The 23991-nt window shown below is 38.8% G+C and carries 21 protein-coding genes, 1 tRNA gene and 2 pseudogenes; 9 read left to right on the top strand and 15 right to left on the bottom strand.

The window, feature by feature from the left end:
* The first annotated feature begins 107 nt into the window (after positions 1-107).
* From AAEY97_RS08140 to AAEY97_RS08110, 7 genes are all read left to right on the top strand, one after another.
* Positions 108-1184, top strand: coding sequence for a PP2C family protein-serine/threonine phosphatase (locus tag AAEY97_RS08140; protein ID WP_350997972.1), 1077 nt, complete (start codon positions 108-110; stop codon positions 1182-1184).
* Complete coding sequence (locus tag AAEY97_RS08135; RefSeq protein WP_350997969.1) at positions 1177-2259, top strand: serine/threonine-protein kinase; 1083 nt, start codon at positions 1177-1179, stop codon at positions 2257-2259. Before AAEY97_RS08140 ends, AAEY97_RS08135 begins: the two co-directional genes overlap by 8 nt.
* Positions 2256-3329 carry a serine/threonine-protein kinase gene (locus AAEY97_RS08130; protein WP_350997966.1) on the top strand — a complete coding sequence of 358 codons (1074 nt, stop codon included), beginning with the start codon at positions 2256-2258 and terminating at the stop codon, positions 3327-3329. The genes AAEY97_RS08135 and AAEY97_RS08130 overlap by 4 nt, the downstream gene beginning before the upstream one ends.
* A gap of 348 nt (positions 3330-3677) precedes the next feature.
* Complete coding sequence (locus AAEY97_RS08125) at positions 3678-3827, top strand: hypothetical protein (RefSeq protein WP_350997963.1); 150 nt, start codon at positions 3678-3680, stop codon at positions 3825-3827.
* 111 nt (positions 3828-3938) lie between these two features.
* Positions 3939-4070, top strand: coding sequence for a hypothetical protein (locus tag AAEY97_RS08120; RefSeq protein WP_350997960.1), 132 nt, complete (start codon positions 3939-3941; stop codon positions 4068-4070).
* A gap of 583 nt (positions 4071-4653) precedes the next feature.
* Positions 4654-5853, top strand: coding sequence for a hypothetical protein (locus tag AAEY97_RS08115; RefSeq protein ID WP_350997958.1), 1200 nt, complete (start codon positions 4654-4656; stop codon positions 5851-5853).
* 564 nt (positions 5854-6417) lie between these two features.
* A complete protein-coding gene (locus AAEY97_RS08110; protein WP_350997956.1) occupies positions 6418-7275 on the top strand; it encodes a hypothetical protein in 858 nt (285 codons plus the stop codon).
* A 281-nt stretch (positions 7276-7556) separates the two neighbouring features.
* On the opposite strand, the gene AAEY97_RS08105 is transcribed toward AAEY97_RS08110, so the two are convergent.
* The 10 genes and pseudogenes from AAEY97_RS08105 to AAEY97_RS08060 form a co-directional block, all read right to left on the bottom strand.
* A tRNA-Lys gene (locus AAEY97_RS08105) sits at positions 7557-7632 on the bottom strand.
* A gap of 134 nt (positions 7633-7766) precedes the next feature.
* Positions 7767-8438, bottom strand: coding sequence for a GIY-YIG nuclease family protein (locus AAEY97_RS08100; RefSeq protein WP_350997954.1), 672 nt, complete (start codon positions 8436-8438; stop codon positions 7767-7769).
* A 125-nt stretch (positions 8439-8563) separates the two neighbouring features.
* Complete coding sequence (locus AAEY97_RS08095; protein ID WP_350997951.1) at positions 8564-9709, bottom strand: DNA cytosine methyltransferase; 1146 nt, start codon at positions 9707-9709, stop codon at positions 8564-8566.
* Positions 9710-10183: 474 nt separating this feature from the next.
* Entirely contained in the window at positions 10184-10399 is a 216-nt protein-coding gene (locus AAEY97_RS08090) for a hypothetical protein (protein ID WP_350997949.1), read from the bottom strand.
* A gap of 16 nt (positions 10400-10415) precedes the next feature.
* On the bottom strand, positions 10416-10748 hold the full coding sequence (locus tag AAEY97_RS08085; RefSeq protein ID WP_350997946.1) for a hypothetical protein: 333 nt from the start codon (positions 10746-10748) through the stop codon (positions 10416-10418).
* A gap of 61 nt (positions 10749-10809) precedes the next feature.
* Positions 10810-10992, bottom strand: a pseudogene (locus AAEY97_RS08080) (IS21 family transposase); the annotation flags it as partial.
* A 321-nt stretch (positions 10993-11313) separates the two neighbouring features.
* Positions 11314-11880, bottom strand: a complete 567-nt coding sequence (locus AAEY97_RS08075) for a hypothetical protein (protein WP_350997943.1) — start codon at positions 11878-11880, stop codon at positions 11314-11316.
* A gap of 16 nt (positions 11881-11896) precedes the next feature.
* On the bottom strand, positions 11897-12610 hold the full coding sequence (locus tag AAEY97_RS08070; RefSeq protein WP_350997940.1) for an AHH domain-containing protein: 714 nt from the start codon (positions 12608-12610) through the stop codon (positions 11897-11899).
* A gap of 135 nt (positions 12611-12745) precedes the next feature.
* The gene (locus AAEY97_RS08065) at positions 12746-13819 is read right to left on the bottom strand and encodes a DUF1566 domain-containing protein (protein ID WP_350997937.1); all 1074 of its coding nucleotides are present in this window, start codon (positions 13817-13819) and stop codon (positions 12746-12748) included.
* 52 nt (positions 13820-13871) lie between these two features.
* Positions 13872-15161 carry a DUF2628 domain-containing protein gene (locus AAEY97_RS08060; protein ID WP_350997934.1) on the bottom strand — a complete coding sequence of 430 codons (1290 nt, stop codon included), beginning with the start codon at positions 15159-15161 and terminating at the stop codon, positions 13872-13874.
* Between the two features lie 169 nt (positions 15162-15330).
* Between AAEY97_RS08060 and AAEY97_RS08055 the strand changes: the two genes are divergently transcribed.
* The gene (locus AAEY97_RS08055; protein ID WP_350997932.1) at positions 15331-15558 is read left to right on the top strand and encodes a helix-turn-helix domain-containing protein; all 228 of its coding nucleotides are present in this window, start codon (positions 15331-15333) and stop codon (positions 15556-15558) included.
* Here AAEY97_RS08055 and AAEY97_RS08050 read toward each other — a convergent pair.
* Both AAEY97_RS08050 and AAEY97_RS08045 read right to left on the bottom strand, forming a co-directional pair.
* Positions 15555-16838, bottom strand: a complete 1284-nt coding sequence (locus AAEY97_RS08050; RefSeq protein WP_350997930.1) for a tyrosine-type recombinase/integrase — start codon at positions 16836-16838, stop codon at positions 15555-15557. The two genes, AAEY97_RS08055 and AAEY97_RS08050, sit on opposite strands and share 4 nt — an antisense overlap.
* A 320-nt stretch (positions 16839-17158) precedes the next feature.
* Positions 17159-17233 (bottom strand): annotated as a pseudogene (locus tag AAEY97_RS08045) (DUF1508 domain-containing protein); the annotation flags it as partial.
* A 466-nt stretch (positions 17234-17699) separates the two neighbouring features.
* Here AAEY97_RS08045 and AAEY97_RS08040 point away from each other — a divergent pair.
* A complete protein-coding gene (locus AAEY97_RS08040) occupies positions 17700-18398 on the top strand; it encodes a hypothetical protein (RefSeq protein WP_350997927.1) in 699 nt (232 codons plus the stop codon).
* A gap of 101 nt (positions 18399-18499) precedes the next feature.
* Here AAEY97_RS08040 and AAEY97_RS08035 read toward each other — a convergent pair whose 3' ends face one another.
* The 3 genes from AAEY97_RS08035 to rluA all read right to left on the bottom strand — a co-directional run bounded on the left by AAEY97_RS08035 (position 18500) and on the right by rluA (position 23898).
* Positions 18500-22366, bottom strand: a complete 3867-nt coding sequence (locus AAEY97_RS08035) for a S8 family serine peptidase (RefSeq protein WP_350997925.1) — start codon at positions 22364-22366, stop codon at positions 18500-18502.
* 292 nt (positions 22367-22658) lie between these two features.
* The gene (gene asnC / locus AAEY97_RS08030) at positions 22659-23120 is read right to left on the bottom strand and encodes a transcriptional regulator AsnC (RefSeq protein ID WP_011636002.1); all 462 of its coding nucleotides are present in this window, start codon (positions 23118-23120) and stop codon (positions 22659-22661) included.
* Between the two features lie 100 nt (positions 23121-23220).
* Positions 23221-23898 (bottom strand): bifunctional tRNA pseudouridine(32) synthase/23S rRNA pseudouridine(746) synthase RluA, encoded by a 678-nt coding sequence (rluA, locus tag AAEY97_RS08025; protein WP_350997922.1) that lies wholly within the window; start codon positions 23896-23898, stop codon positions 23221-23223.
* Positions 23899-23991: the final 93 nt, after the last annotated feature.

Here is a 23991-nt window from a genome sequence, read left to right as displayed (position 1 = left end):
TTGTCTTAATTGATTTAACTACTTGTAGTATCAATTTTAAAGTGTAGTCTCATACTGTATATTAAGACGATAAAACTGACTTTACACAGCATGGTTGATATTAACTGATGGAACAAGATGCAATTAAGCTACAAATAAGAGACTGGCTTTCCAGAAGGGTACCGGCGGTTGGCGTAAGAGATGTCATAGGTTTACCTGTTGCTATTGGTTCTGATATTGGGAATGTTCGAAAAGAAAATCAGGATAGAGCTGTTATATTAAGAGCTCAAGTTTCTACGAATAAATTTTTTCTAGTCGGTGTTTTATGTGATGGTATGGGCGGAATGGTTGAAGGGGGGGGGTGTGCATCTCTGGCTGTTGCTTCTTTTATATCTAGTTGCATTAGAAATAGAAAAATACCCGTAAAAGAACGTTTAGTTAAAGCGGTCGAATTGGCTAATGGAGATGTTTTTCAAGAGTATAGTGGTAAAGGTGGTGCAACTTTATCTGCTTTTATCATGGATAGTGATGGGCATTTTGAGGCAATAAACGTCGGTGATAGCCGTATTTATGTAAGTGACAACCATGACATGCATCAGGTGTCTGTTGATGACACCATCGCGGGTCAATTAAACCAACAAGAGCCATCATCGCAGTTAAGTAATAAACTATTACAATTTGTTGGTATAGGAAGAGATATTGAACCTCACTTACTCGATATGCCATCACCTAATACAATAGCAAAAATGATTATCACAAGTGATGGTGTCCATTACTTGAATGATAATACATTGAAGTCAATGTTAGTTCAAAATGCGTCTTCCTTAGAATTGTCAAAGCGATTCATTCATGTAGCAAAATGGTGTGGTGGGCACGATAATTCTACTGTTATAACTTTGTCTGATATTTCTTCAATTTCATCTTCATCTGACAATGTTAAGACGGGAACAGTGCAACTCTGGGATCCATATGGTGATGTACAGTTTATAGGTATAGAAAAGAGTCAGCAAGTTGACCCTCCTTCTTTAGTAACTAATGAAGAATTGAATGAATCTGATATTGACGTTGATTTAGTTAGTGATAATAGTACGCCTGAGGATGTACTTGTTAAAGCTTCAGTAAAACAAAAACGGAAAAGTAAAAAGGCAGAGAAAGATAATTCTCCAAAGAAAAAGCCTCAATTAAGGATTGATTTTAATGACTAGCAGTTCAATACCTGTTCTTCCTCCTCGATATATTCCTGATGGTAGCAGTGGTAGCGGTGGTTTTAGTGATGTGTTTTTTTGCCATGACACCCACTTACAGCGAAAAATAGCTATAAAAACGATTAAAGATTTAACTGAATTAGATAGGCTTAAAGACGAAATATCGGCATTAATGAAATTACGTTCAAAGCATGTAGTACAGGCTTTTGATATTATTGAAAATATAGATGTCTCATTCGCTATAGTTATGGAATATATCGACGGGTGTGATTTATTTGATATCAATTTTAAAAGTCTAAATTCTTTAGATTTATTGAAAATATTATGGCAGGTGGCCTCAGGTATTACAGATATTCATTCTGCAGGGCTGATTCATAGAGATATCAAGCCTAACAATATGAAATTGGATGCTGAAGGTATTCTGAAGATTTTTGATTTTGGTTTGGCGCGCAATATAGGTAGAGAAGCCAGAACTGTTGGGTTTAAAGGCACTATAGGCTTTTCAGCTCCAGAACAGTTTAAAATTGATGAGGTCTCATTTACATCCGCTATTGATGTATATGCTTTTGGTGCAACAGCACTATATTTAGCAACGCAAGATTTACCCAAAGAATTGAAAGCTAAAATTCCACCCTTACCCTTACCCGATAATGCTTTTAATTGCGAATTACTTAACGATTACCCACAATTGATTATACTTTTTGAAAAGTGTTTATCTACAGAGCCAGCCAATAGACCAACAATGAAAGATGTTAGGGATGAGATAAGTAAATATCTTCTTTTTGATAAACATCAAGCTCTTGCCGTAATAAATGGTGTTCCCCATATCCTTAATTTTAAGGCTCGAACAGCTAAGTTAGGGCTAGGTAAAATTGGTTCCTTTGAACTTTACTACGATGGCTTTGATTTTCTATTAAAAAATGTGTTGGGTGAAGTGTACGTGAATAATCGATATGTAACAGAGGATATAAAAATACCTGGAGCTTGTGTTGTTGGTATAGGCGCGAGACATCGTCATTATAGCGAGCGAAGTTTTATTACATTTGATGTTTCTAATCCGGAGGTTGCACTATGAATGGACCACATAATGCAGGAGATTGGATAGCTTCAAGATACCATATTACTGACTTCGTTGGCGAAGGCGGGATGCAATTTGTGTATAAAGCTCATGATGTAATACTTGACCGATATGTAGCGTTGAAAACTCCTAAAGACTCAACTGCGGAAAAACGTTTTCATCGAAGTGCAATTGTCTCTGCTAAAGTAAATCACCCTAATATCGCGAAAACATTGGATTATTTAGAGCAGAATGATCGGCCATATTTAGTTGAAGAATTAGTTGATGGCTTAGATTTATCTAAAGCAATTTTGCAGAATCTTGACTATTTAGACCCATTTTTAGTTGCTCGAATTTTTCATCATTTATCTAAAGGGTTGGCAGCATCACATCATGCTGGAGTTATACATAGAGATTTAAAACCCACTAATATTATGGTTAGTGGAAGTTATCAATTAACAGCTTTAAAAATTACCGATTTTGGTATAGCTAAGATGGCAGAAGAAGAAATCGTTGAAGCCGTAGAGGGCGGAGATATTACGAATAGTACATCTGCTACTGCGGTTGGTGCATTACCTTATATGGCACCAGAAGCAATTGAAACTCCAAGAGAAGTTGGTTTAAAGGCTGATGTTTGGTCATTAGGTGCAATGATGTATGAACTATTAACAGGGCAAAAACCTTTTGGTTCTGGACTTCGTGCTGTTAGGCATATAGTTGAGGGTAAATATGATCCTTTTCCTGCATTTTTAACATCTAACCCACAGTTCAGTTATCTATCAACAGAGTTAATATCCCTCATTAAATCCTGCTTAATAGTTAATGTAAGTGAGCGGCCTACAGCTGATCAATTAGTTGATAAATGTAGTTTTCTTTGTTACCAAGTCAGCCAACGTTATATTGGCACCATAAAAGATATTAATTATAGAAAATGGGGGTTTATTACCGTTCCAGATCAAAGTGATGTTTTTTATCATATTGATAGTATGTATGGGAAAAAACCTATTATTGGTGAAAAGGTTATGTTCTCAAAATATTCGGGTGACGGGGCAGATCGCGCGCTTCCCATTGTGCGGTTAAAGCAATAAATCTAACAAAAACTGGAGTTATGCTTAAATGCCTAGTGACGGTCTAGTAAGTTGGGAGGCTATAATAGCCTGCATTTCTAGTCTATCCCAAAAGGGTAGGTGTATACGGTGGTAAACATGCTTCCATTTGTATCAATAGCTTGCTACAGCATCCAATCTAGTAGCCGTTACTAGGTAAGACGAAACTTAGGTGGTTATTTATGACTTGAAAGAAGGGCGTCACTCCTCTTTCAATCTTAAAAATAACCGAAAGTTACATTCTTTATTAGTGAGTATGCTTTGATATTTCACTAATACTTGATGGCGATACTTATTGAGTTACATAGTAACTGTTCAATGATGTGTAGTATGGAGCTTGCAATTTGTGGGAATCAGGATGATTTGGAACTAGTGAAAAGTACAATTCCTATGTATGAGGCTGCAATGCTTAACATCGATAAATGCTTACAAAGCTTGTACGAAGAACTTGAATTTTCATCTAAAGAAAAAGAGAGATAACAAAGGCATTAAGGTAACGCTTTACTCTCGGCGGTTTTGGTTTGGAGTTCAACTGTCTTGGTGAGTGTGGCATAGAGCACCTTATGCCAAGCGTAAGAATTTGGAGGTAATATGCAGCCAGCATGGTCATTTGATGACTTTAAAGAAAAGTATTTTTTTCATACTAAACACAAACATGATGTGTTTAGCCAAATAGAAGAAGCAACAATATCGCCAGTCTTGGCTAGTTTGCGCGGAGTGTAGTGGATGACATTTACTGGACAATCAATTATAGGTTTTGCCATTATTCTATTAACTAATTTGAGCTAAATTAGCAGTGTAGTTGACAAGTTTTTGTCCAGAAACGGGCTAAGGGATTGACTCATTTATGCCCCAAAGTGTGTTTCGCAGTTCAAAAGGGAAATAGTGCGAATAAAGCTTTATCTATAGAAAAACTAATGTGGTGTAGCTACTTTCAGCCGAGAAGTTATATATGTCCCATCTTTTGGTGATTTCGTCTTGTGCCAACTCACCTCTAGCCCACGCCTCATATGAAGTTCTTGTTCATCAACTCGCAAATTTGCTAGCGGCTTCCTTCAGACCAATCCTCGCGGATAAGCCCTTGCCATTCGCTAGTATTTAATATTAAATAACATATTGTTATTTAAACGGTGACCTTCCAGAAGAGGACTTTCGCCTCCTTAGTTCATGCCCATGCTGGGCGTATACAAGCGCGTACACATGACCTTCGGCAACTTTCACCCTTATTGCTGTTACAAAAGTCCGACTGTTATATCGGCCCGTGACGCGGGCGTTAAGTTTTAAGATAAATCGGAGTAAACGTCAGATGATGAGAGGTGTGTTTATAGGAGCAGGAGCTTCGTATGAAGTAGGAATGCCTTTAGTATGGGAATTTACTCAGACTCTTAGAGAAAATATTCTTAAACGACTTGACTCTAAGCTCTTTAACTTTGAAACGGATGATGAATTAAAGTCATTTTTTATTGAAATCTTGAGCAATGAAGATCTCCATTATGAGCAAATTGTCGGTTTGCTCGAAAAAAAACACATTGAAGCTCGAGCTAATAACCAAAGAATACACGGAGTAATTGTTCAACTAATAGAATGTATACAGTTGTTGCTATTGGAAGAGCAATCTAACACACTTAAATTTTTATCTGAGAAAATAAAAGACTATTACGGAATAAAATCTTTAATAAATCAAGAAAGGGTTTTAAATATCTTCTCCCTAAATCACGATATAGTTTTTGAAGAAATTCTAGATTTTTACAAAATTCCGTATAAAGATGGATTTTATAAAAGAGAAACTAATTACAATCATATCGCTAAATTTAAAGCAGTTACATCATTTGAGTTGGAAAATGGAGACCTAGATTTTTTCAAACCTAATGAGTGTGGTATAAACCTCATTAAACTACATGGTTCATTAGATGTATTTGCTGCTGAAGATCAAAATCTCTTCTTAAAGTCATATGGTGAGACTAGTTTCGTCGGTTCAAACTATGCTGAGATAAGAAAGGTAGAAGATAGAAATCTCGAGATACTTCAAAGAGATGGTGTTAGAACTACAAATGAGTTGTGTGTTCATGACCGTTCAGGGGAACTTCAATTTTTAAGACGGTCATTACTGTCTGGTGCTCATAAGTTCAAAGGTCTATTCGATCAAATAATTCCTGTATCACTATTACAATTTTTCAAGCAACAACTCAACCTCATAGATCAGCTAACAGTTATAGGTTACAGCTTCGGAGATGAGCATATCAATGATGCGCTAAAACAATGGCTGGAATGCGAGTCTCGAACCATTGTAGTTTATGACCCATATAGGAGTGATATTCCTGATGAATTTGATAATTATAGAGATCAATTCACATTAATAAAGGGTGGCCTCACAGATTATTTTCTCAAATATGACTCATCTCAAGAATCATGGGTAACAGAATCTAGGCGAGAAATGCTTAAGACTGTACGAGACAACCTTAAATCTAGACGTCTAGGTAAAAAAACTAACAAAAAATCCAGATGACATCTACGGCGCACCAGCTTTAGATGTTAATCCATAAAAATTTTAATCTGAAACTCACGAATTAAAACTAGAAATCTAGCTCGCTTTTGTCCACTAACGTGTTAGAGCACTGTTATTCGATTATGACAAAGCTATAGTGATAAGAAGTCGAATTTTCAGATTCATCTATATCAAGCTAAGTTAGTTACAAATGAAGCAAAATATGACTGTTTATGCAGTTTTGTGTGCATAAGCTTAGTCTTATTTTGAATCAGCACAAGAACACGCAGAATGCTCAGTTTAAGCGCTAAAACATGCTAAAAGTGCACGTTAACAACTATTAAAGTGCAATTGCTTTATCTAATCAGTATTATGTGGTCTATAGAAAGTACTATGTAAATTTACTTTTTCAATGTGCTAGTTTGAGTGAATAGCTATCTTAGCTATCTTAGCTATCTTAGCTATCTTAGCTATCTTAGCTATCTTAGCTATTTAATACCATGCAACTTTAGGTACTATCACTTCGTACGTAATTTGATATTATCTAATGTTTACTTAATTTATTTACGCTATGGCTTCGAGGGAATGATGTATTTTTATAACGTAAGTAAAGAGAAAATTAGTAATGAGAAATTCATTCTAAGCCACTTTGGTTCCAGTCCAGATGTTTCGGCTGATAGAATTGATGGTATGTTTGCACATCAGAATGTATATATGATCCTAGGAAATCAAGTAAATGTCATTAATACAAATAATATTTTAGTTGATAGAATATCAATTCCGGATTTTACAAAATTGTTTAGTGAATTTGCAAAACAATTTTACATCTATGAGTATCAAGTCAAAACTGGCCGTTCAATGCGGTTAGTTGACTTATGGGAGGATGACCCTATTGGAAGTGCAGGGCCTGAAGTCATTGATAAAAAAGATATTTCACTCACAGAGTTAAATGAATTGTATAAGCTGTTCGAACCGTTTGAGGGTTTGATATATATAGATCATGTAGAGTTCTATATCAGAGAATCGATGTTAAACATCAATGTGATCAAAAGGAAGCGAGAGACAAATAGATTTTTTTTAAACAAATTGAAAGAGCGAAAGAATAGGTCAATTGCAGTAGGTGAGGATTTTCGTTTTAAATCAAATACTGAGTTAGTATGGCAAGACTTGACCTTTAAGCTAAAGGATTGGGCTATTAGTCGAGGTTACGATTCATTCGTGTATGAAAATACCAAAGAAGGTAATGGGGGGGATACATATGTAACATTATTACCCAACCAAGGTACTTGTACTGGAAAAGTGTTTAAATTTTGTGAGCAGAAGTACTTAGCTGAAATGCCATTATTTATCGAGAAGCTTTATCGGAAACAAAATTCACATTGTATCCTGACAAAACTAATGTGGGGGAACCAAGATCCTATGCATTATTGGACCACTATTTAAAAAGGAAGATTATATTGTCTGATAAATTTTAAATATTCAATAGATGAGGCGTTAAGAACAATAGTTCCGTATCCGATTGCACTGGGTATGAATATCTGGTTAATATTTTTACTATGAATGGCTATCAATAAAAAATACTATAAATTTAACGAAGAGATGGTTTTTAAATTGACCATACATTTTTATATATTTTCTTTATATAAATGATAACTTGTTTTCAAATCTAGTGGGATATAAATTTAGTATCATCAATACTATATCTTCACTATTGTGTTTTAAGATGGTGGGTCGTGAAGGATTCGAACCTTCGACCAATTGGTTAAAAGCCAACTGCTCTACCGACTGAGCTAACGACCCATCTTTTGGAAGCGGGCGAATCTTAACTTGATTGTGTTTTGTTGGCAAGTAAAAAGTCATAATGAGTTAATAAAATATCAATATCTACGCTTTTCGATTGTTTTTAGTACAAGTTTTGAAGGTGAAGTTAATTTTCATAGTTCTTGCTCTTCTATACTGTTAACTGCTCTTTGAGTAATAGCCTCGATTCTTGTCTTAGATAGCCATTGCAACCTTATTACTTGTGTCAAAAGAGTGTTTCGTAGGCCATTGTTAACTTTTCTTTCGCTAATTATATGAGATAGTTTTGCAATTGTGGCAGCTCTTCGAGCTATTCGGAAATCTGGGTGGCTTCTCATTGCAAAAACCTCAGGTGTAACAATTATGCCACTAAACGATTCTGGCAAGTCAACGCTTACAGTAGCCATTGGAGGTTCTTTTTCATTGAGAATGGCATTAAATTTCGATTCTAGTATTGCCATATCGTGTACTTTACGTTCCATTGCATCTAGTACTGATTTTATATTTTGGACGTTTGACTCTAATATTGGCCAAATTTTTATCTCATAGACTTCCATAGGGTCAAGGACTGACATCGCTACAGCATCCGTTCGTCTATTTGTTAAATGCCTGCGGATTCGCGTTCTTAGGCTTTCAGATGTTTGCCCCACATAAATAGGTTCCCTTTCATAGTCAAAAAAAGCATAAACTCCATATCTATAATTTCCTATTTTTTGTCCTTCAAATTCGCTATCTAAAAAATTTGAAAGGGCTTTGCGAAGCTCTTCTGTTTCAAATGTGCTCTTTCCTGTTCCGTAATCAATCACTTTGTAAATCTCCCAAATTACATTAATTCATCTATTAAAGCCTAAATATCTGAGGTTTAGAAGAAAAACTTTAAATCATTCAATATGAACTGCCACTTTCACAGGAAAGGCAAATTAGATGTCATCTAGATTATTAATCTTTTAGCTAGCGGAGACAGTAAATGCTTACTTAAAAAGTTCACAACTGGAACTGCTACAGCGTCACCCATTGCCTTATAGCCTTGATTATAGGTGCCCGGGACTTGATAATCGTCACTGGCACCCATTAGTCTTGCCGTTTCTCTTATTGATAATAATCTTGTACCTAAAACTCCTTTTTTATAAATGACTACGTGTTGGCGACTGCTTCCTCCAGAGGGTGTTCGCAAGCAGCCTGCAATATTATCAAACCTAATTTCTAGAACTTGCTTTCCATTGCGGATTCTTTTGTATCCAGGAAAAACATTTGACCCGTTTCTGATGGCATCCTTAAGCCTAGACATATGATTTTCCGGTATCATGCTCAGATGATATTTTACTTTTTCGTCATCTTCGAAGGGCAAATCAAAATCTATAATAGAATTCAAGCCAGAACCTCGCTTTTCAGGTATAGGTAAGTTCCACCACACCCAGTCCTTAGCTTTTGATGCAACATTAATAATAGCTTTCGAGTGAGCCCAGTTTGGTTCATTAGTTGTTAAATCTAAATAATTTATGTTTTTATTAACTCCAATTACAAATACTCTTGGACGAGATTGTGGTACCCATTTTTCAGCATCCAACATTACCGCACCAACAGCATATCCACGTTCATTTAAAGCTTTATGTAATGATAAGTAGTGTTCGCCGGACTTTGATGAAACTAAGCCAACAACATTTTCAGCCACTACGATCGATGGACGATAACTCATCTCATCAAGTATTCTTAACCATTGCCATACCATTCCGCTTCGGTCACTTTCAATTCCCTTCATATTTCCAGCTAAGGATAAATCTTGGCATGGAAAGCTTGCCCAAGATAGCTCGTGATTTGGGAGAACTGTTCCCTTTATATTTTCGATAGATCCAAGATGAAAAATCTGTTGGGGATGGTTTGCTGCAAATACATTTTGCTTCTTTGGGCATATATCATTAGCCCAAACAGTGTCGAAATCTTCTTTCATCGCTTCGGCCACAAGCCCACTGCCAGCGAAAAAGTCCACACATCTGGGTTTTGACAAATTTTGACCGTTTGGATCAAAAGAGAGCGGCTTGACACCCAAGGTGTCATATCTTTTTGATTTTGATTGCATATATGGGGTCTTCAATGTTTATGCCAGATATAAGATTTTGATACTGTGTTTTCATACAGTAATTTTAACTTGGGAATCGATGATTTTCCAGCGTATCTTACATTAGTGGCGGATAAGGTTACTAACGTTTTTCTATATTCGTTAGAGCTGGGCGTAGCGATATTTTTCGTGCGGTCGCAAGTCTGCACTGTGACTTGGTGTGTATCAGATAGGAATATGACACTTTGTTATATGATCACTTTATGAACGAGTGACCTAGATTAAGGTTGTTAGTGAGCAGACAATAAGGTAACTAAGCAATGAGGTTGGGCGAAGCCAACAAAAATTGGCCTGTAAGTCAGGTATTGATCGCAATTACCATTTCAGACGTTGAGCGTTTTGTTCGCAATATCACCCTTGATTTGCTAGATGTGGCTTCATAGGAGTTTGTCCGTAGGTTACATGTTGAGATGATCAGCAATAAACCCTAGTTGATTAGTTTGCTCCGTTTTCAAAGGCTGTCATTGCCTTACGGGCGGCATCAATAGCCATTTGAATGTCAAATTCTATACCTTCATCGAGGCATTCATCATTTTTGCTGACTGACCAGACATAGCCTTCATTATAATGATCAGGATTTTCTTCAACATAGATTTCAAAGCCTTGATATTCTTCTTCAAAAGGTAGGGCTGTGCGTGAGTCCTTATCCATGAAACTCTCCTTATGGTTAGTGTGCTGAGGTTAATTTGTTTAGGTACGCAGTTAGCTCAGCTGGGCTTTCAGTTGTAAACACGACTTCACTATCTTCACCAGTGTTAATTTCTGGTTCGTTATCTGTGCCTTCGTTGATAGCTGTCATCACAAGATACCGCTCTTCTTCTTGTTCGCGATCATCAGGAGCCTCGAAGTCCACCCATAGTACCAGATGCTGAATACCTACTTTAAAGTAGAAGCTAGGGCTCATATCATTATGCCAGCTCTTATCCGTTAGCCAAGGGAAGTCTGCTAGGTTAAAGCCCAAGTTAAAGTCTTCACCAAACTCGCGTTTATATAGTGCCATTTTAAGCTCCTGAATTTTATGCCTTATCCTATCATTTAAAAACATTAAATAGCGAGGGCTGATCTGATGTGCCATCGGGAAGTGGCCAACCTAGCTCGCTGAGCTTAAAGCGACTGAGAATTTCAGAGACGGTAGAGAAGCCGATTTTGACACAGGTAGCGATGTTGCGATTGGAGAGTTGGCAGTCGAATTTGAGGCGTAAAACCTCGTTGATTTTAGTCATAACTATTCTCTTTTTTGGCATTGTCGCTTCCAGTAGTATTATTTGATGCCAATAATGGTAGCGACTAATTGATTTAAAAGATAAAAAAGAATGAATCCGCGATAAACCGATCATGGATTCCGGAGTTAGGCCTAAAATGACCGGATTATCGCGGAATGAGTGATAGGATTACTCCGAAACATGCAATACGTGGCAATAACGATGGAGCTCATGGTGAAAATGATTCTTATACTATTCAAGGTCGATGTGTAGCGGCAACCTGTGTAATTCTCTTTATTAGGTAAGTAGGCCATTAGCATTGTGCCAGTAAAGTGTGCTTAGGCAAGAAGCAGTGATATCCGCTCAAAAAACACTAACTAAGTCAGTATCAAACACAAGCCCAGTAAAGCTTGCTTGATCAAATTTCAGCTTAAATTTTTCCGTAGCAAATAAAGCATGAGTACCATATAGCAAGGACTTAAAAATAGACGTTTCTGCGACACAATGAGCATCAAAAGAGAGCTGCTCAAGACCACATTCATAGCCATCCTCGAAATGTTTGACGGTACGACTCAAATCCTCTTTACCAAATATTAATGGAACAAAAATATACATTTGAGCACTTTCAACTTTGATTGGTAAGAATTCCCCTTCATTTTCAAGCTGAGTTTTAAATAATTCATAGGCCGTCATAGACATGATTAGATAAGTACCCCAATACGAGACATCTGGTACAGGTTTGCCGTTCTTATAAGCAGATGCTAAGTTGCACTGAGTTTGCCGCCATTTACCAGCCAAGCTCTCATTTGTTCTGGGCTGACGTCTAATCAGAGATAAGTCTTCATCACCAATAGTCTCAGCCAAATCAAGCAAGCTGAAATCGGGTACTTCAATACTGTTCTCTATTGGTTTCAATCGGTAAATATTCATTGTGTTATTCATTAGATTAGACCGACTTTTTCTCAAGGATATTTGGTGGGAAACTACCATCTTTTAGCTTTCTTTTCACCGACTGGAGTCTAGATACAAAAACAGCCTCAGGTAGATTGTCATTTGAAAACATTGATGAAATCCATGTTTCATAATTATAAGTGTGAATAGGTCTGTGTGGTGGTGACTCGGGTGTCGCCCAGTCATCAGCGTTGTTTCTTGCGAAATTTCTCAGCCATATGCCATTAAGTGGGTCATTAATTCCGATACCATATGCATGTAGGTTTAAGCGGCTGCTGATCACTAATTGTTTTCGGTGTCTCCCTTCACCTGGAATGATGTGGTGAGCTTCATGAATTGGTGTTGGTTGGGGCTCTCCGATAGCTCTTAAATTTCTAGCAAGCTTTTGTGTAGGGTGATGTCTTTCAGCAAGTAACTCTCGAACATTTTTTGATTTATTCTCTTCTCTGTAAGTGGTCAAATTCTCTTGCATCATTATATGAGCTGCAATTGTTCTACGTTCGAGTCTAAGGTGCTTCCAATCTCTGTCTCTTTTGGCAATACGCTGTGTTTTCTGTTCAGCGCTTTCTGAGGCAGGAGTCGCTTTATTTTTGGTATTGTGAAAATTGCGTGCTTTCAGTTCATACTGATAAATGATCATATCCAGAGGTGTTGGGTCGATAGGGCGCATTGGTAAAGGTATGTCATTATATTTATGGTGTTGATTCATCCTTGAAAGCCTTCTTCTATATTCATTTGCGTTTATATCTGTGTGCTATGATAAGCACAATTGGACAATAAAATCACTGTTACATGACACAAATCCAACTAATGTTGGATTTGTGTCTCACTTTTAAAAGTAGTGCTAATTATCTCTTACAAGCCTGACGTATAAATTTAGGATTGGCCCGTTCCAGCGACCATAGCCTTGGTCGAAATAGATAAGCCATTTATTTCCCATTGAAGCGTTATCTTGTGCCGTTGATGTCCAAAATGGTCCTGAGGGTGTTTGTGGAAATGCAGTTTGCGCTATAGTAGGACTCTCAAAATTACCGGTACACAGTTCGTCATTTGTCTTCCAATAAATCGGCTTACCCGATGAACAAAAAACGAGTGAGCTTAGCTCTTCTTTAGTGGGTAAGCGCCAATCAGAGTGATTACCATCTGAGTATGAAAGGGTATTTGCGTAGAGCCAGCTAAATGTACTAGGACTGCCTTTACATGCTCCATCCTGCCAAGTCTGACCTAGGCTACAGCGTATCCACATTAAATTGGTTTGTTTATCGGTAATCGTGCCATTGCCGTTATCGGTATAGCGCTCTGAAATGCTCCCATCACCTATGGTAGTGAAGGTAGCATTGATTTGGCAATCTGATGCAATAGTGCCAGTCGTATACTCTGTGTTATTAAGTGTGCCATTACACCCCGTGACTGATTGAATTTTATAACCGATATCGGGTGAAATGTTAAAACTTGCGTTGGTGTTATAGCTTACATCAATACTTTCTGGGCTTACTTGGCCGCCAGTCGCAGCTTGAGTTGTGATTTTAAAGGTACTTAGTTTAAAAGAAACGGCTACTGTACACTGTGTGTTAATGGCACCTGTTCGATAAGTGTTTTGGGCCAACGAACCACCACAACCGCTAATGTCATTTACCACGTAACCAGTATCAGGTGTCACAGTAAAACTTGTTGTATAACCTGATTCAACCGTATTGAGTGCGGGTGAAATGCTCCCTCCTTGAGTGGCTGTAGCAGAGATGCTGTAGACGGTTGGGATGACTTGCCCTGCATCATCGTTACTGTCACCTTCCGAGCCGCCACAGCCAGCAAGTAAAGTTGTTGCAAGTATGCTTAAAAGCAGTGTGTTTGCCTTTGATGGCGGTGTCTTTATCGATGTCATAGCGAGTGTGATGCTTGCGTGAATGCACTTATTCATTGGTATTCCCTGTTATGTTGTCCTGATTAAAGCAGGCTGTTGGTCGTGATGATTACTTCGTTACTTGATTGATTAGGATGTTTTCTGGTGTGAATATTTCGCCGATAGCCTTGCTGAGAGAGTTGCTGTAGATGTCATCTAGGGCATTGTTGGCGGTGATATACGGGGTGTACTCTTTGCCTTCTCCCAATGACAGTTGCCATCTTGCTGTATTGACTTCAAAGGTATCGTCCAGATTGATGAGAAACTGAATCGTCAATGATGCGCGTGTGATCTGAGGGATGAAGGCTTCATCTACTTTTCCAGTTACCGCTTCAGCGGCTTTTTGACCCACTAGCTTAAAGTGTTTCAACTTCATATTGCAGGTATACACAACTGTGGTGATGCCATTGCCACTTTCTTGCTCTGTCCAAGACGTACTGGCGCAAGGCGTCCATTTATCAAACGCCTGACCTATATTGGTTTGCTTGTAGTCATCAAGGTACCCCTCTTTTACGGCGAGTACATTCAGCACATCTGCCATGCGAACGTAAGTGATGGCCGTGACAATAAGGATGACTATAATCGTCGAGCCTGCGATACCTAACCAGCCCGTCATCCATTTTGACATCCAAGGCCATGTGGTTTCACCGAGCTTGTAATAGCGGTAATAGTCATAATTAGCCGTAAGACCGAAGACAAGAGAATTGATGATAAAAGGAAGCTTGCTCAGGTTCTTGTCAGTAATGAGTGATGCAACCGCTAGGATTATCAGGTTCAGCAGCATTAGCATGAGAAACAGGTAAATACCTTTCTTCCACATGCCCTTAGCGAAGTAGTACCCCGAGCCAAACACGAATGCGAGTGCATTCATGTTAACGACATTCTGCCCCTTTATTTGCTCCTTTTTAGGTCTTGAGGTATGTGCAGGACTTTTTGCTGAAGCAAAATAGCCCAACTTGTCAGCTTGTCTAAGGTCAAATTCAGCAAACACCTTCTGCCAGCCTTTACTTAAATCATCATAGGATTTCACTGTCGGTTTTGTGGCTGTAGCAGGCTTAGCTTCAGTCGATGACTTAGCTACTTGTTGTGGCGCTACAGGTGTAGCTAAAGGTGCTGCCGTTGCGGCTTGAGTTGCTACGGGCTTGATGTAGGTAATGATACCCACAGCGTTTAGCTTAGCTTTTAGTGCGTTAGCTTCACTTTCGCTCAAGGCATTCTTGATGCATATAGGGTTACCCGAGAATAATACATGTGCTTTTTCTTCAGGAAACTTTAAAAATTTAGCTAATGCTTGGCCTAGCTTGTGGGGATCTTTGCCTTCAGTAATCTCGCCTTTAAATACAAGTTTGAACGAGTTCATTTCATTTCCTTATGATACAGATTGAGCAGTTAGGTCTGCGGTAAATGACACAACACCCAATTTAGCTCAAAGATTAAATGAGGACTATGCGCATTAAATGCGGATTATAATCCGTGGTTAGTTCGTAAGCAAATTCTCATAGTGGTTGCCTTGAAAAAAAGGGAACACTATGAAAATGTTAGCGGTTGAGTTTGGTCATGCGATGAGAAAAATGAGAAAGCAAAAAGGTCTTTCTCAAGATGAGTTGGCATTGTGTGCTGATATTGATCGAAGCTATATTGGGCGTATAGAAAGAGCTGAAGTAAATATCACAGTAGAAATGTTATATAAAATTGCAAATGTACTCGACTGTGAACCCTGTGAATTACTTCCCAGCCGAGCATCACTTAAATTTTAAATGCAGCCTCGAATTTTATAGCTGATTTTCCACTCTTTAAACAGCTCTGTTAGCCTAGCTTCATTTTGTTTACTGCCAGATGCTTTTTTGTCTTTTACTTTGGTTTTTTCTTTACCTAGGTCAACACCCGATAGCTCTTTACTGTACATCTTCGGGGTAACATGGCTGTAGTGTTGTTCAATCATGGCAATGCTGGTTCCACACTGTTTAGCTAATACTTCCATGCTGACGTTACCAGACATTAGTTGCCATGTGATGTAAGTATGACGCAGGGAGTACAACGTTCTGACACCATGTGGTGACGACTTCAAACCAATTTCCGATATCGCTTTTTCAAACGCCTTACCGAGTTCTTTGCTCGAAGTTCCATCCGCTAGCTTAAATAGCTTGTCTGCAGGTTTTCTATTAGGAAATCGTTCTCGTAATGATTGAACGCTGGAGAATATTTCATCACGGCATACGACTTCTCGGATACCTGTATGCTTGACCGTTTTGCCTTTTCTCACCGTGATATAGAAGATAATGTTGTGTTCATTGGTATCGATATTGATGTCACCCCACGTGAGGCTTTCCATCTCCGTACCAGGTCGAATACCCGTATTAACGGCAAATTCCATATAATCGAGAAGCAGTTCACGAATTTGGCGGGTTTTCTCCCTAATACTGTTTTGCTCAAGTGCTAATACCGCATCGAAGGCTCTTTCATATTCCTCATGAGAGAAATGTGCTCGACGTTGCGATCCCGCACCTTTGGTCGATAGGGGAGGGACTTGAGCTGCTAACATCCATTTATGATCTACTGCTTCTTTAAATACCAACTGCATGGCGGCGTTGTGATTCAGCAGCGTTGATTTGGCAGGGACACGCTGGAATTGTTCAATACGCCATTTATCAAACTCACGCAGCTTTTCACTATCAATTGAGGTAATGTAAATACGGTCGAAAAAAGGGATATGGTACTTACGCAATACCTGAATATAAGTCTTATAGTTAAGTGCCCCAGTTTCATTATCCAGAGCCTCTTGCATGTTGATAATTGCTTTTTCAGCTACATCGCGAAAGCGTTTTGTGCTGACCAGAATATTACGGTCAGCCATGAATTGGTATTCCATTTGAAGCCGATAGGCCATGCCGATGGCTTTCTCTTTTTCTTTCTGCTTAGTCGCTTTAGAATGCCACTTACCAGCTACTTTGATGCGGGCATACCAACGCTTGCTATTGTCTTGTAGGTAGACGTATAGTTCGTCTGAAATATCGTGTCTTTCAACCTGTTTGCTCATAGTCTGATTCTGAAGTGGTTTTGCAAAGAATTTGCAAAGTAAGATATTTATAACGTAACTAGCTGATAATTAATAGCCATTTTACACACTATCTATTCAAAATCCCCTGCTTCGCGGCGTGTCGGTTCGAGTCCGACCTCAGGTACCATTATTTAGAGCCCTGTTCTTAATTGAACAGGGCTTTTTAATGCTTTAAATTCAAAGATAACAGATACAAATTAAGCTGCTTTGGATCAACAGCACTAAGTCTCATCTGTGAATCGGCAAGCCGTTAGATTTTTGTTTGTATCTGTATTGCCATTCTCCACAACAGAACGTATTCAAGTATCTTTGATAGACATTCTCGAATACATTTGATTAGTACAAATGACTTGATGATTAGCGGCTTTGAGGTTGAAATAGGCTTATCGTTCTTTACTGTTTCTTTAGCAAGGATATTTTGGCTGTGAGAGTTTTTATGCTGACTCAATACTATTCTTTACGCCACTTTTAACTGTTTAAAGTTCACTTGTCAGGGTGACTTCTCCTTTTCTGTCTTTAACTCAATTTGAACTATAATGATGAATCATTATAGGGTTTCTTCGCATTATCTCATTCCATTTCTGTTTAAGATAAAATGGCTTAAAAATGTGAGTTGATTCATTTATAAGCTAAATTAATATCATATAAACAAAGTTTAATATAATTGTTAATATATTTTATTTTTAATAAAGCATTATAAATCAAATTGTTATGTTTATTTAGTGGTCTATCGGTATGACATTTTTTGTTTTTGCTCTTATACAGTATTGCGATTGCACATGTTGGGTATTAGTTTGACCTATCTTCGTCACTTTTTGACGCTTATAAGAAGGAGTTTCCATGCAAGCACAATTTAATGTTCAAATTGGTTCTTTTCGTAAAATCAATAAGATCCCTAATGCTTGGTCAAATGAAGACTACCTTCAGTTGATGGCTATTATGGGCTTAGATGATGGCCTAGAAGGAATGGAGGCTACTGAACTTAGAGAAATGTGCATGATGTCTCTAAATGATTTAGAGGCCAATGAAGCAGCTAAAATCATCTTGACGCATTTATTCAGTGAATTAACTGAAGGTAAAATTGATCAGTTAAGTAATGACATGATCGGTGACAGAATGTGGGAAGAATATTCTGATTGCTTGCTCCATGAAGGTTTTTTTAGCGCTTATGCTTTATTGAGAGAAGCATTTAATGGTGTCTTTGCGGAGCCTACCGGTGTTGAGTTTATGGTTAATGTCACAGCAACTGACGCTGCAGAGTTAACTATTTTTGATGCGTCATTACATGCCTCGATGGTACGTCTTCTAGCATCTGGGTTATCTCCTGATGCACTATTGCATCGATTATATGAAGACCAAATTACCGGGACACAATTTCCAGAAGCCTTAGGGATATTGTGGAAGCTAGAATTAGTATCAAGTGAAGGTTTATCTCGTCAGTTTAAGATGGTGAGCTCAGACTTCTGGTTTGGACAATTGGCGAATGTAGAGCAGTTTGAAGCTTCTGCTCATGCTGATGAATCGGATGAAGATGAATAACTAAGATTATCTAGTTTGATATTTTTACCCAATAAAAAAACCAGCTGATAACAGCTGGTTTTTTTTACATCATTTAGGCTATGCCAAATTAATGATTACTATTATGAGTGCTTACGACGACGTAATGCAGCTAATGGTAGTAATAGTGCAGTTAACCAACCCATAGAACCACCAGAAGATTGCTCTACTTCCTCGGTAACATTAATGGTTGCTGTACCTGGTGCACTTGTCAGCTCACCGTCAGATGCAGTTACTGTGAAAGTGAAGGTGTCATCACCTACTGGAGCAGTAAACAGAATTGATGGACCACCGTTGGTAAAGCTAACACTCTTACCACCAGTTTGAACCCAATTATAAGTTAAAGCATCACCATCGATGTCTTTACCGTTTGCTTTTGCTGTTACTACAAATCCACCAGCGCTATTCATTCCTGAAGGCGCAACCGTTGGAGCATCATTAACGTTATTAACAGTAATAACGACTTGTGTAGGCGTGCTCAAATTCCCTTCTTCATCAGTTGATGTATAAGAGAATGTATCCGTGCCAGTGAAGTCAGCTGTTGGTGTATAAGTAAATGCACCATCTGCTGCTAACGTCAGTTCGCCATTAGTCACTTTATCAACAAGAACAACAGTGTCTAATTTTCCAGCAGGAGACACATCGATTAAGCGTTGAGCCTTAGCCGTCATGCCATCACCCGTTACTTGAGTACGAGCTACTTTTTGGTCTGGCTTAGTATCATTATCTAATACATTACCTTCCATAGAAGTATCTTCATCAAGTGAAGGGGTGTCAGTTTGGCCGAAGCTAAACTCAGTAACCATTGCTTTATAAGCAAGTTCAACACTACCTGCAGTTGTTGATCTTACTTCAACCCAGTCATCATTAGTAACAGATGTGCCTGCACCGTTAAAGTAATGAGTTGTACCTATACTACCACTGATGTTTTCAGCGCCAATCGTTACGTTAGCTGGCATACCAGGAATATCGTAATAATTGAATGTGACTTCTTCAGTATCGCCAGTTTTTAACCACACGCTAAAGCTATACTGATCACCTGAAGGATCGCCCCAAAGTTGCGCATCATTCCATTCAACAACTAAGAATGAAGCTGTTCCAGTGCTCACTACACCAAGAGAGATTGCTCCACCACCAGTATCGCCAACTGTACCATCACTTAAATCAAAATCTGACCAGAATGGTGCAAGGATATTATTTGGATTTGAGCTATCAGGTAGTTCTTTATTAGCATAAGTGCCTGCAGTTGAACTATTACCAGGAATGACTATGCCGTTATCCGAAATAGTGATTTCTGTATAAGTTTGTCCATTGTACTTATAAGCTGGAACTGTAAATACAAATGTAGTTTCATCACAACCGTCTAAACAAGCAGGTGTTTGACTTAAGCCAAGAGCGGTAATATTAGGATATGTACCTGTGCCACTAGTCGTGACCATTTCAGGTAAATCCATTGAACCAACCCAAGTGACTACGCCAGTGTTTTCATCAACAGATAGACCATTTTGCGAGGCGCCGTTCAGGACCACAGATACATCATCTTTTGATGTAAGCTTAGTGCCTTTAGGAGCCGTAGCCGTCAGAGTTACCGTGTTTTCAAACATAGTGTTATTCACAACAGATTTTATTGTGAAAGGATCAGCAACAGAAATATCAGTGTCAGTTGTAAAAGCTGATATTAATGATGAATCACTTGACTCTTTAGCGAGTACAGCCAATGGAAGATGAGCATTTTGCTTTCCTTCAGTGCTGCTAATCATCACATTACCGAATATCCAATCACCATATTCACTAAATGTTGAATCAACAGTGACAGTGAAGGTTGCTGATGCACCCGCTTCAAGTTCAAGTGTTGATGGTGAAATCATTAGACCAGCAGTACCAGAACTTGCAGAAAGCGCCCAAGATGATTTTTCATCACTCTTGTTGTAAACCGTACGAGTAAAGGTACAGATACCGACACAAGAGTCTGCTGCAATTGAAGGCTTATCAAATGTTAATACTGCTTTTGCTGCAGCATCTAAATCCATGCGACCCGCACCCATATCAAAAGGAGTAGCCGGAGTTGATGCATCATAATCTAAAATACCATCAATTGTAGATGTGGACGTTAATGCTGTTTTAATGTCAATTGATGACCAATCTGGATGTAACTGGCTTAATAAAGCAGCAGCACCCGCCACATGTGGGCTGGCCATACTGGTACCAGTAATCATGTTAAAGTTTTCTCCACCGTCATCTGGTGAGAAAGCTGATAAAATATCTGTTCCTGGAGCTGCTAGATCAGGCTTAAGAATATTTTCATTACCATTTGGGCCACGAGAGCTAGACTGATTAATTGTATCTGCTAGGTTGCTTGCGACAATACGTTTAATTTCAGAACCAATAGTACCTTGAGTCGCTGTATCACCCATTGAATCAATAATTGCCATGGCATCATCTTGTGAGATCATAGCAGAAGGGAATGTAATGCCTGGAACTGACATAGATATTGGAGCACCAGCACGGTTGTTATAAACAACAACGGCAGTTGCGCCGGCAGCTTCAGCGTTGGTCACTTTATCGCTAAAGTTACAAGTACCACGTGAAATTAGTGCGATACCATCTTTAAATGAATCTGCAGCGAATGGATCACAACCTTCAAAGTTTTCGGCATCAATATTGAGTGCTGAAATAACTGGAGCAGTAATATCCATCTCAATAATGGTATCAGATCCTGGAATCGCTAATAAATCATCACCACCAACATTGAAGCTGTTAGCAAAATAACGGCCAGTAGTACTGTTAGCTACAGTGATACCAGATTCAATACAACCAGGACAACCTACTGATTTAGCTGCGTTACCATCGTTACCCGCAGCACTTACTACAACAACACCAGCAGCTTCAGCAGCTTCAAACATTGTTTTATATGGGCTGCTTGCTGGATCTGCACCGGCTCCACCACCCCATGAGTTATTGATTACGTCTGCACCGTCATTAACAGCATGCTCTAATGCTTCCATCAGCATGATGTTAGAACCGCTGCCACCAGAACAATCTTCTGTAGAATACAGCGCTTTATAAGCCATTAAATATGCGGCTGGAGCAACGCCTGATAATGTAACATCAACACCTTGGAATGTTGTTTCTACCTTGTTGCCTACAGCAGTACCGGCAACGTGAGTACCATGACCACCAAACCCTAATGGGCTCATGTATTCATCTGCACATACAGGGAATGTAGGCTGTGACCAACGTGCAACAATTAATTTGTCGTTACAAAATGAACTGTCCACAGTTGAACAGTAGTCATCGGTTGGCATCATCCCTGTTGGCGCTTCAAAACCTTCGCCTGAGAACATTGGGTTTTCAGGACGAATACCACCATCAATAATGGCAACACGAATACCTTTACCAGCATTTTCCATGCCCTCAACAGCATTCCACATAGCTTCACTGTTGATTATTTCATGTGAAGCATCCATGTTAGTGCTGTACATAGCTTCAGGGTATACAGAGATAACCCCTGGAATAGCCATTATTTGTTCAACAGTTAACCCTTGACCAACAATAGTGACACCGTTAAATAATGTTGTAAATTGACGCTCAACTTTAGCATTTGAAGCAACCTTTGAAAGGGCTTTTGTAAATGCAGCTTGCTCGGCCTGCAGATGAGACACATAGCTTTTAACTGGAGCTGATTGAATGTCTAATTTGCTATTTTTATCTTTAATCGCGGTAGAAGCATAAGTTGAAATACCACCTTGATATTTTGCAATAGCAGGTGATTCTAGTTCAATAATATAACGCTGAGGAGCTTTGACATCGTTAATTTTAACCGCAGGTTTTTTGTTATGGTCAGTAGAAAGCAGTTCAATGCCTGCATGGTTAGAGCTATATTGAGTATTTGCATAAGTAGCACTTGATATTAGTGCTGCCGAAATGGCTAGGGCTAATTTTGTCTTCACAACTTCTTCCTTGTTTTTAGACACCACTCAATTTGAGGGGGATATCGCTGTAACACGATGTATATTAAGTGATGGTGTTTATAATATTTTCAGTTTTTTGCTGCACTCTATGGCACATCAGTAGCATTTGTAGCACAAAGGTTTAACAAAAGTAACACTGTAACTTAAAAAAACGGCAATCAATTGTTAATAAGTATGTGCAGGTTTGTGATTGAAGTTGTGTTATTTACGAGTGGGAGTTGACAATTTTGGAGTTAATGCAGGGCTTGAGGGCTACTTAGCCCTCCATGGCCTAGGGCTTTACCGATCTTACGATGGGATTTTGTAGGCTGATAAGTGTTTCAGTAGACTGGATTTCATCAATAGATTGAATACGGTTAATTAGCACATGCTGCAATCCATCGATAGATTGGCACATTACCTTTACAAATACCGAGTAATTGCCGGTGGTGTAATAGGCTTCTACCACTTCTTCTAGTTCATTTAGCTTGGCAATCGCAGCCGGATAATCACCAGCACTCTTTAAATTGATGCCGATAAAACAGCAAACATCGTAACCGAGCGCTTTGGGATTTACGGTAATTTGTGCGCCAGTAATAATGCCAGCTTGTTTCATTTTTTCAACGCGAACATGGATCGTCCCAGCACTGACGTTAAAACGTTTCGCCAGTTCCGCAAAAGGTGTTCTGGCGTCTTGCATAAGTGCGGTAAGTATATGATTGTCTAATTCATCACGTTGAAATGAGCTATCCACGGTATAAAGCCTAATAAACCATTAATTGGTCATAAATCTACGACTTTCATTGCATAATAGCTACTAAAATTAGCATGGTTATTAACAATGTTTAATTTTGTTATTGATCCTCCGTTGGGGTCATGAACGTGACGGGAGACTCAAAATGCATTACTTGTTGAGAGTAGGGGTGAGTTATCGATAATGCCGCGGCATGAAGGAGTAACCTAGGTGATAAGCTTTTTGCTAAAGCATCGGCATAAAATCCATCACCAAGGATAGGGTGTCCTAATGCCATCATATGGACTCGAAGCTGATGCGAGCGTCCAGTAATAGGAGTGAGTTTGACTAATGTTGACTTAGCACCATAGCTCACGACTTCAACTAACGTCACCGAAGGTTTTCCAACAGTGTGGTCTACTTTTTGTTTGGGTCTATTAGGCCAATCACAAATTAGCGGTAAATCGACTTTAGTGATACTGGTTTTCATATGACCAGCCACTCGAGCAAAATAGGTTTTGGCTGTTTCTCTATCACGAAATTGACGTTTTAATTCTCGTTCAGCACTGCGTCGTAGTGCGACGACAATAACCCCTGAGGTAGCCATGTCTAATCGGTGTACAATTTGCGCATTTGGATGTTCAGCTAAAACCCGAGAATAAATACTGTCATGATAAATAGCCTCTCTTCCTGGAACCGATAGTAGTCCAGAGGGCTTGTTTGCGACCAGAATATCCTTGTCTTGATACACAATATCTAGCCAAGGAGTGGTGGGTGGGTTGTAAATGAAATCAGCCATAGTTGCTCTCGTGAGTCAATTCGCGGCAAAGATACCGCTAGGGCTTATGATGTGCAAGTATAGAATGGTATTGCTGAAAGACTAAAAACGACG

The organism is Shewanella sp. TB7-MNA-CIBAN-0143 (assembly GCF_040310065.1).
Classification (GTDB): Bacteria; Pseudomonadota; Gammaproteobacteria; order Enterobacterales; family Shewanellaceae; genus Shewanella.
Note: the sequence above shows the minus strand (reverse complement) of the source record. Positions and strands in the feature narration are given on the sequence as shown.

What these genes read in the sequence shown, in the direction of transcription:
- AAEY97_RS08140 (WP_350997972.1), top strand. Translation starts at nt 108, where the DNA reads ATGGAACAAGATGCAATTAAGCTACAAATAAGAGACTGGCTTTCCAGA.
- AAEY97_RS08135 (WP_350997969.1), top strand. Translation starts at nt 1,177, where the DNA reads ATGACTAGCAGTTCAATACCTGTTCTTCCTCCTCGATATATTCCTGAT.
- AAEY97_RS08130 (WP_350997966.1), top strand. Translation starts at nt 2,256, where the DNA reads ATGAATGGACCACATAATGCAGGAGATTGGATAGCTTCAAGATACCAT.
- AAEY97_RS08125 (WP_350997963.1), top strand. Translation starts at nt 3,678, where the DNA reads ATGGAGCTTGCAATTTGTGGGAATCAGGATGATTTGGAACTAGTGAAA.
- AAEY97_RS08120 (WP_350997960.1), top strand. Translation starts at nt 3,939, where the DNA reads ATGCAGCCAGCATGGTCATTTGATGACTTTAAAGAAAAGTATTTTTTT.
- AAEY97_RS08115 (WP_350997958.1), top strand. Translation starts at nt 4,654, where the DNA reads ATGATGAGAGGTGTGTTTATAGGAGCAGGAGCTTCGTATGAAGTAGGA.
- AAEY97_RS08110 (WP_350997956.1), top strand. Translation starts at nt 6,418, where the DNA reads ATGATGTATTTTTATAACGTAAGTAAAGAGAAAATTAGTAATGAGAAA.
- AAEY97_RS08095 (WP_350997951.1), bottom strand. Translation starts at nt 9,709, where the DNA reads ATGCAATCAAAATCAAAAAGATATGACACCTTGGGTGTCAAGCCGCTC.
- AAEY97_RS08090 (WP_350997949.1), bottom strand. Translation starts at nt 10,399, where the DNA reads ATGGATAAGGACTCACGCACAGCCCTACCTTTTGAAGAAGAATATCAA.
- AAEY97_RS08085 (WP_350997946.1), bottom strand. Translation starts at nt 10,748, where the DNA reads ATGGCACTATATAAACGCGAGTTTGGTGAAGACTTTAACTTGGGCTTT.
- AAEY97_RS08075 (WP_350997943.1), bottom strand. Translation starts at nt 11,880, where the DNA reads ATGAATATTTACCGATTGAAACCAATAGAGAACAGTATTGAAGTACCC.
- AAEY97_RS08070 (WP_350997940.1), bottom strand. Translation starts at nt 12,610, where the DNA reads ATGAATCAACACCATAAATATAATGACATACCTTTACCAATGCGCCCT.
- AAEY97_RS08065 (WP_350997937.1), bottom strand. Translation starts at nt 13,819, where the DNA reads ATGAATAAGTGCATTCACGCAAGCATCACACTCGCTATGACATCGATA.
- AAEY97_RS08060 (WP_350997934.1), bottom strand. Translation starts at nt 15,161, where the DNA reads ATGAACTCGTTCAAACTTGTATTTAAAGGCGAGATTACTGAAGGCAAA.
- AAEY97_RS08055 (WP_350997932.1), top strand. Translation starts at nt 15,331, where the DNA reads ATGAAAATGTTAGCGGTTGAGTTTGGTCATGCGATGAGAAAAATGAGA.
- AAEY97_RS08050 (WP_350997930.1), bottom strand. Translation starts at nt 16,838, where the DNA reads ATGAGCAAACAGGTTGAAAGACACGATATTTCAGACGAACTATACGTC.
- AAEY97_RS08040 (WP_350997927.1), top strand. Translation starts at nt 17,700, where the DNA reads ATGCAAGCACAATTTAATGTTCAAATTGGTTCTTTTCGTAAAATCAAT.
- rluA (WP_350997922.1), bottom strand. Translation starts at nt 23,898, where the DNA reads ATGGCTGATTTCATTTACAACCCACCCACCACTCCTTGGCTAGATATT.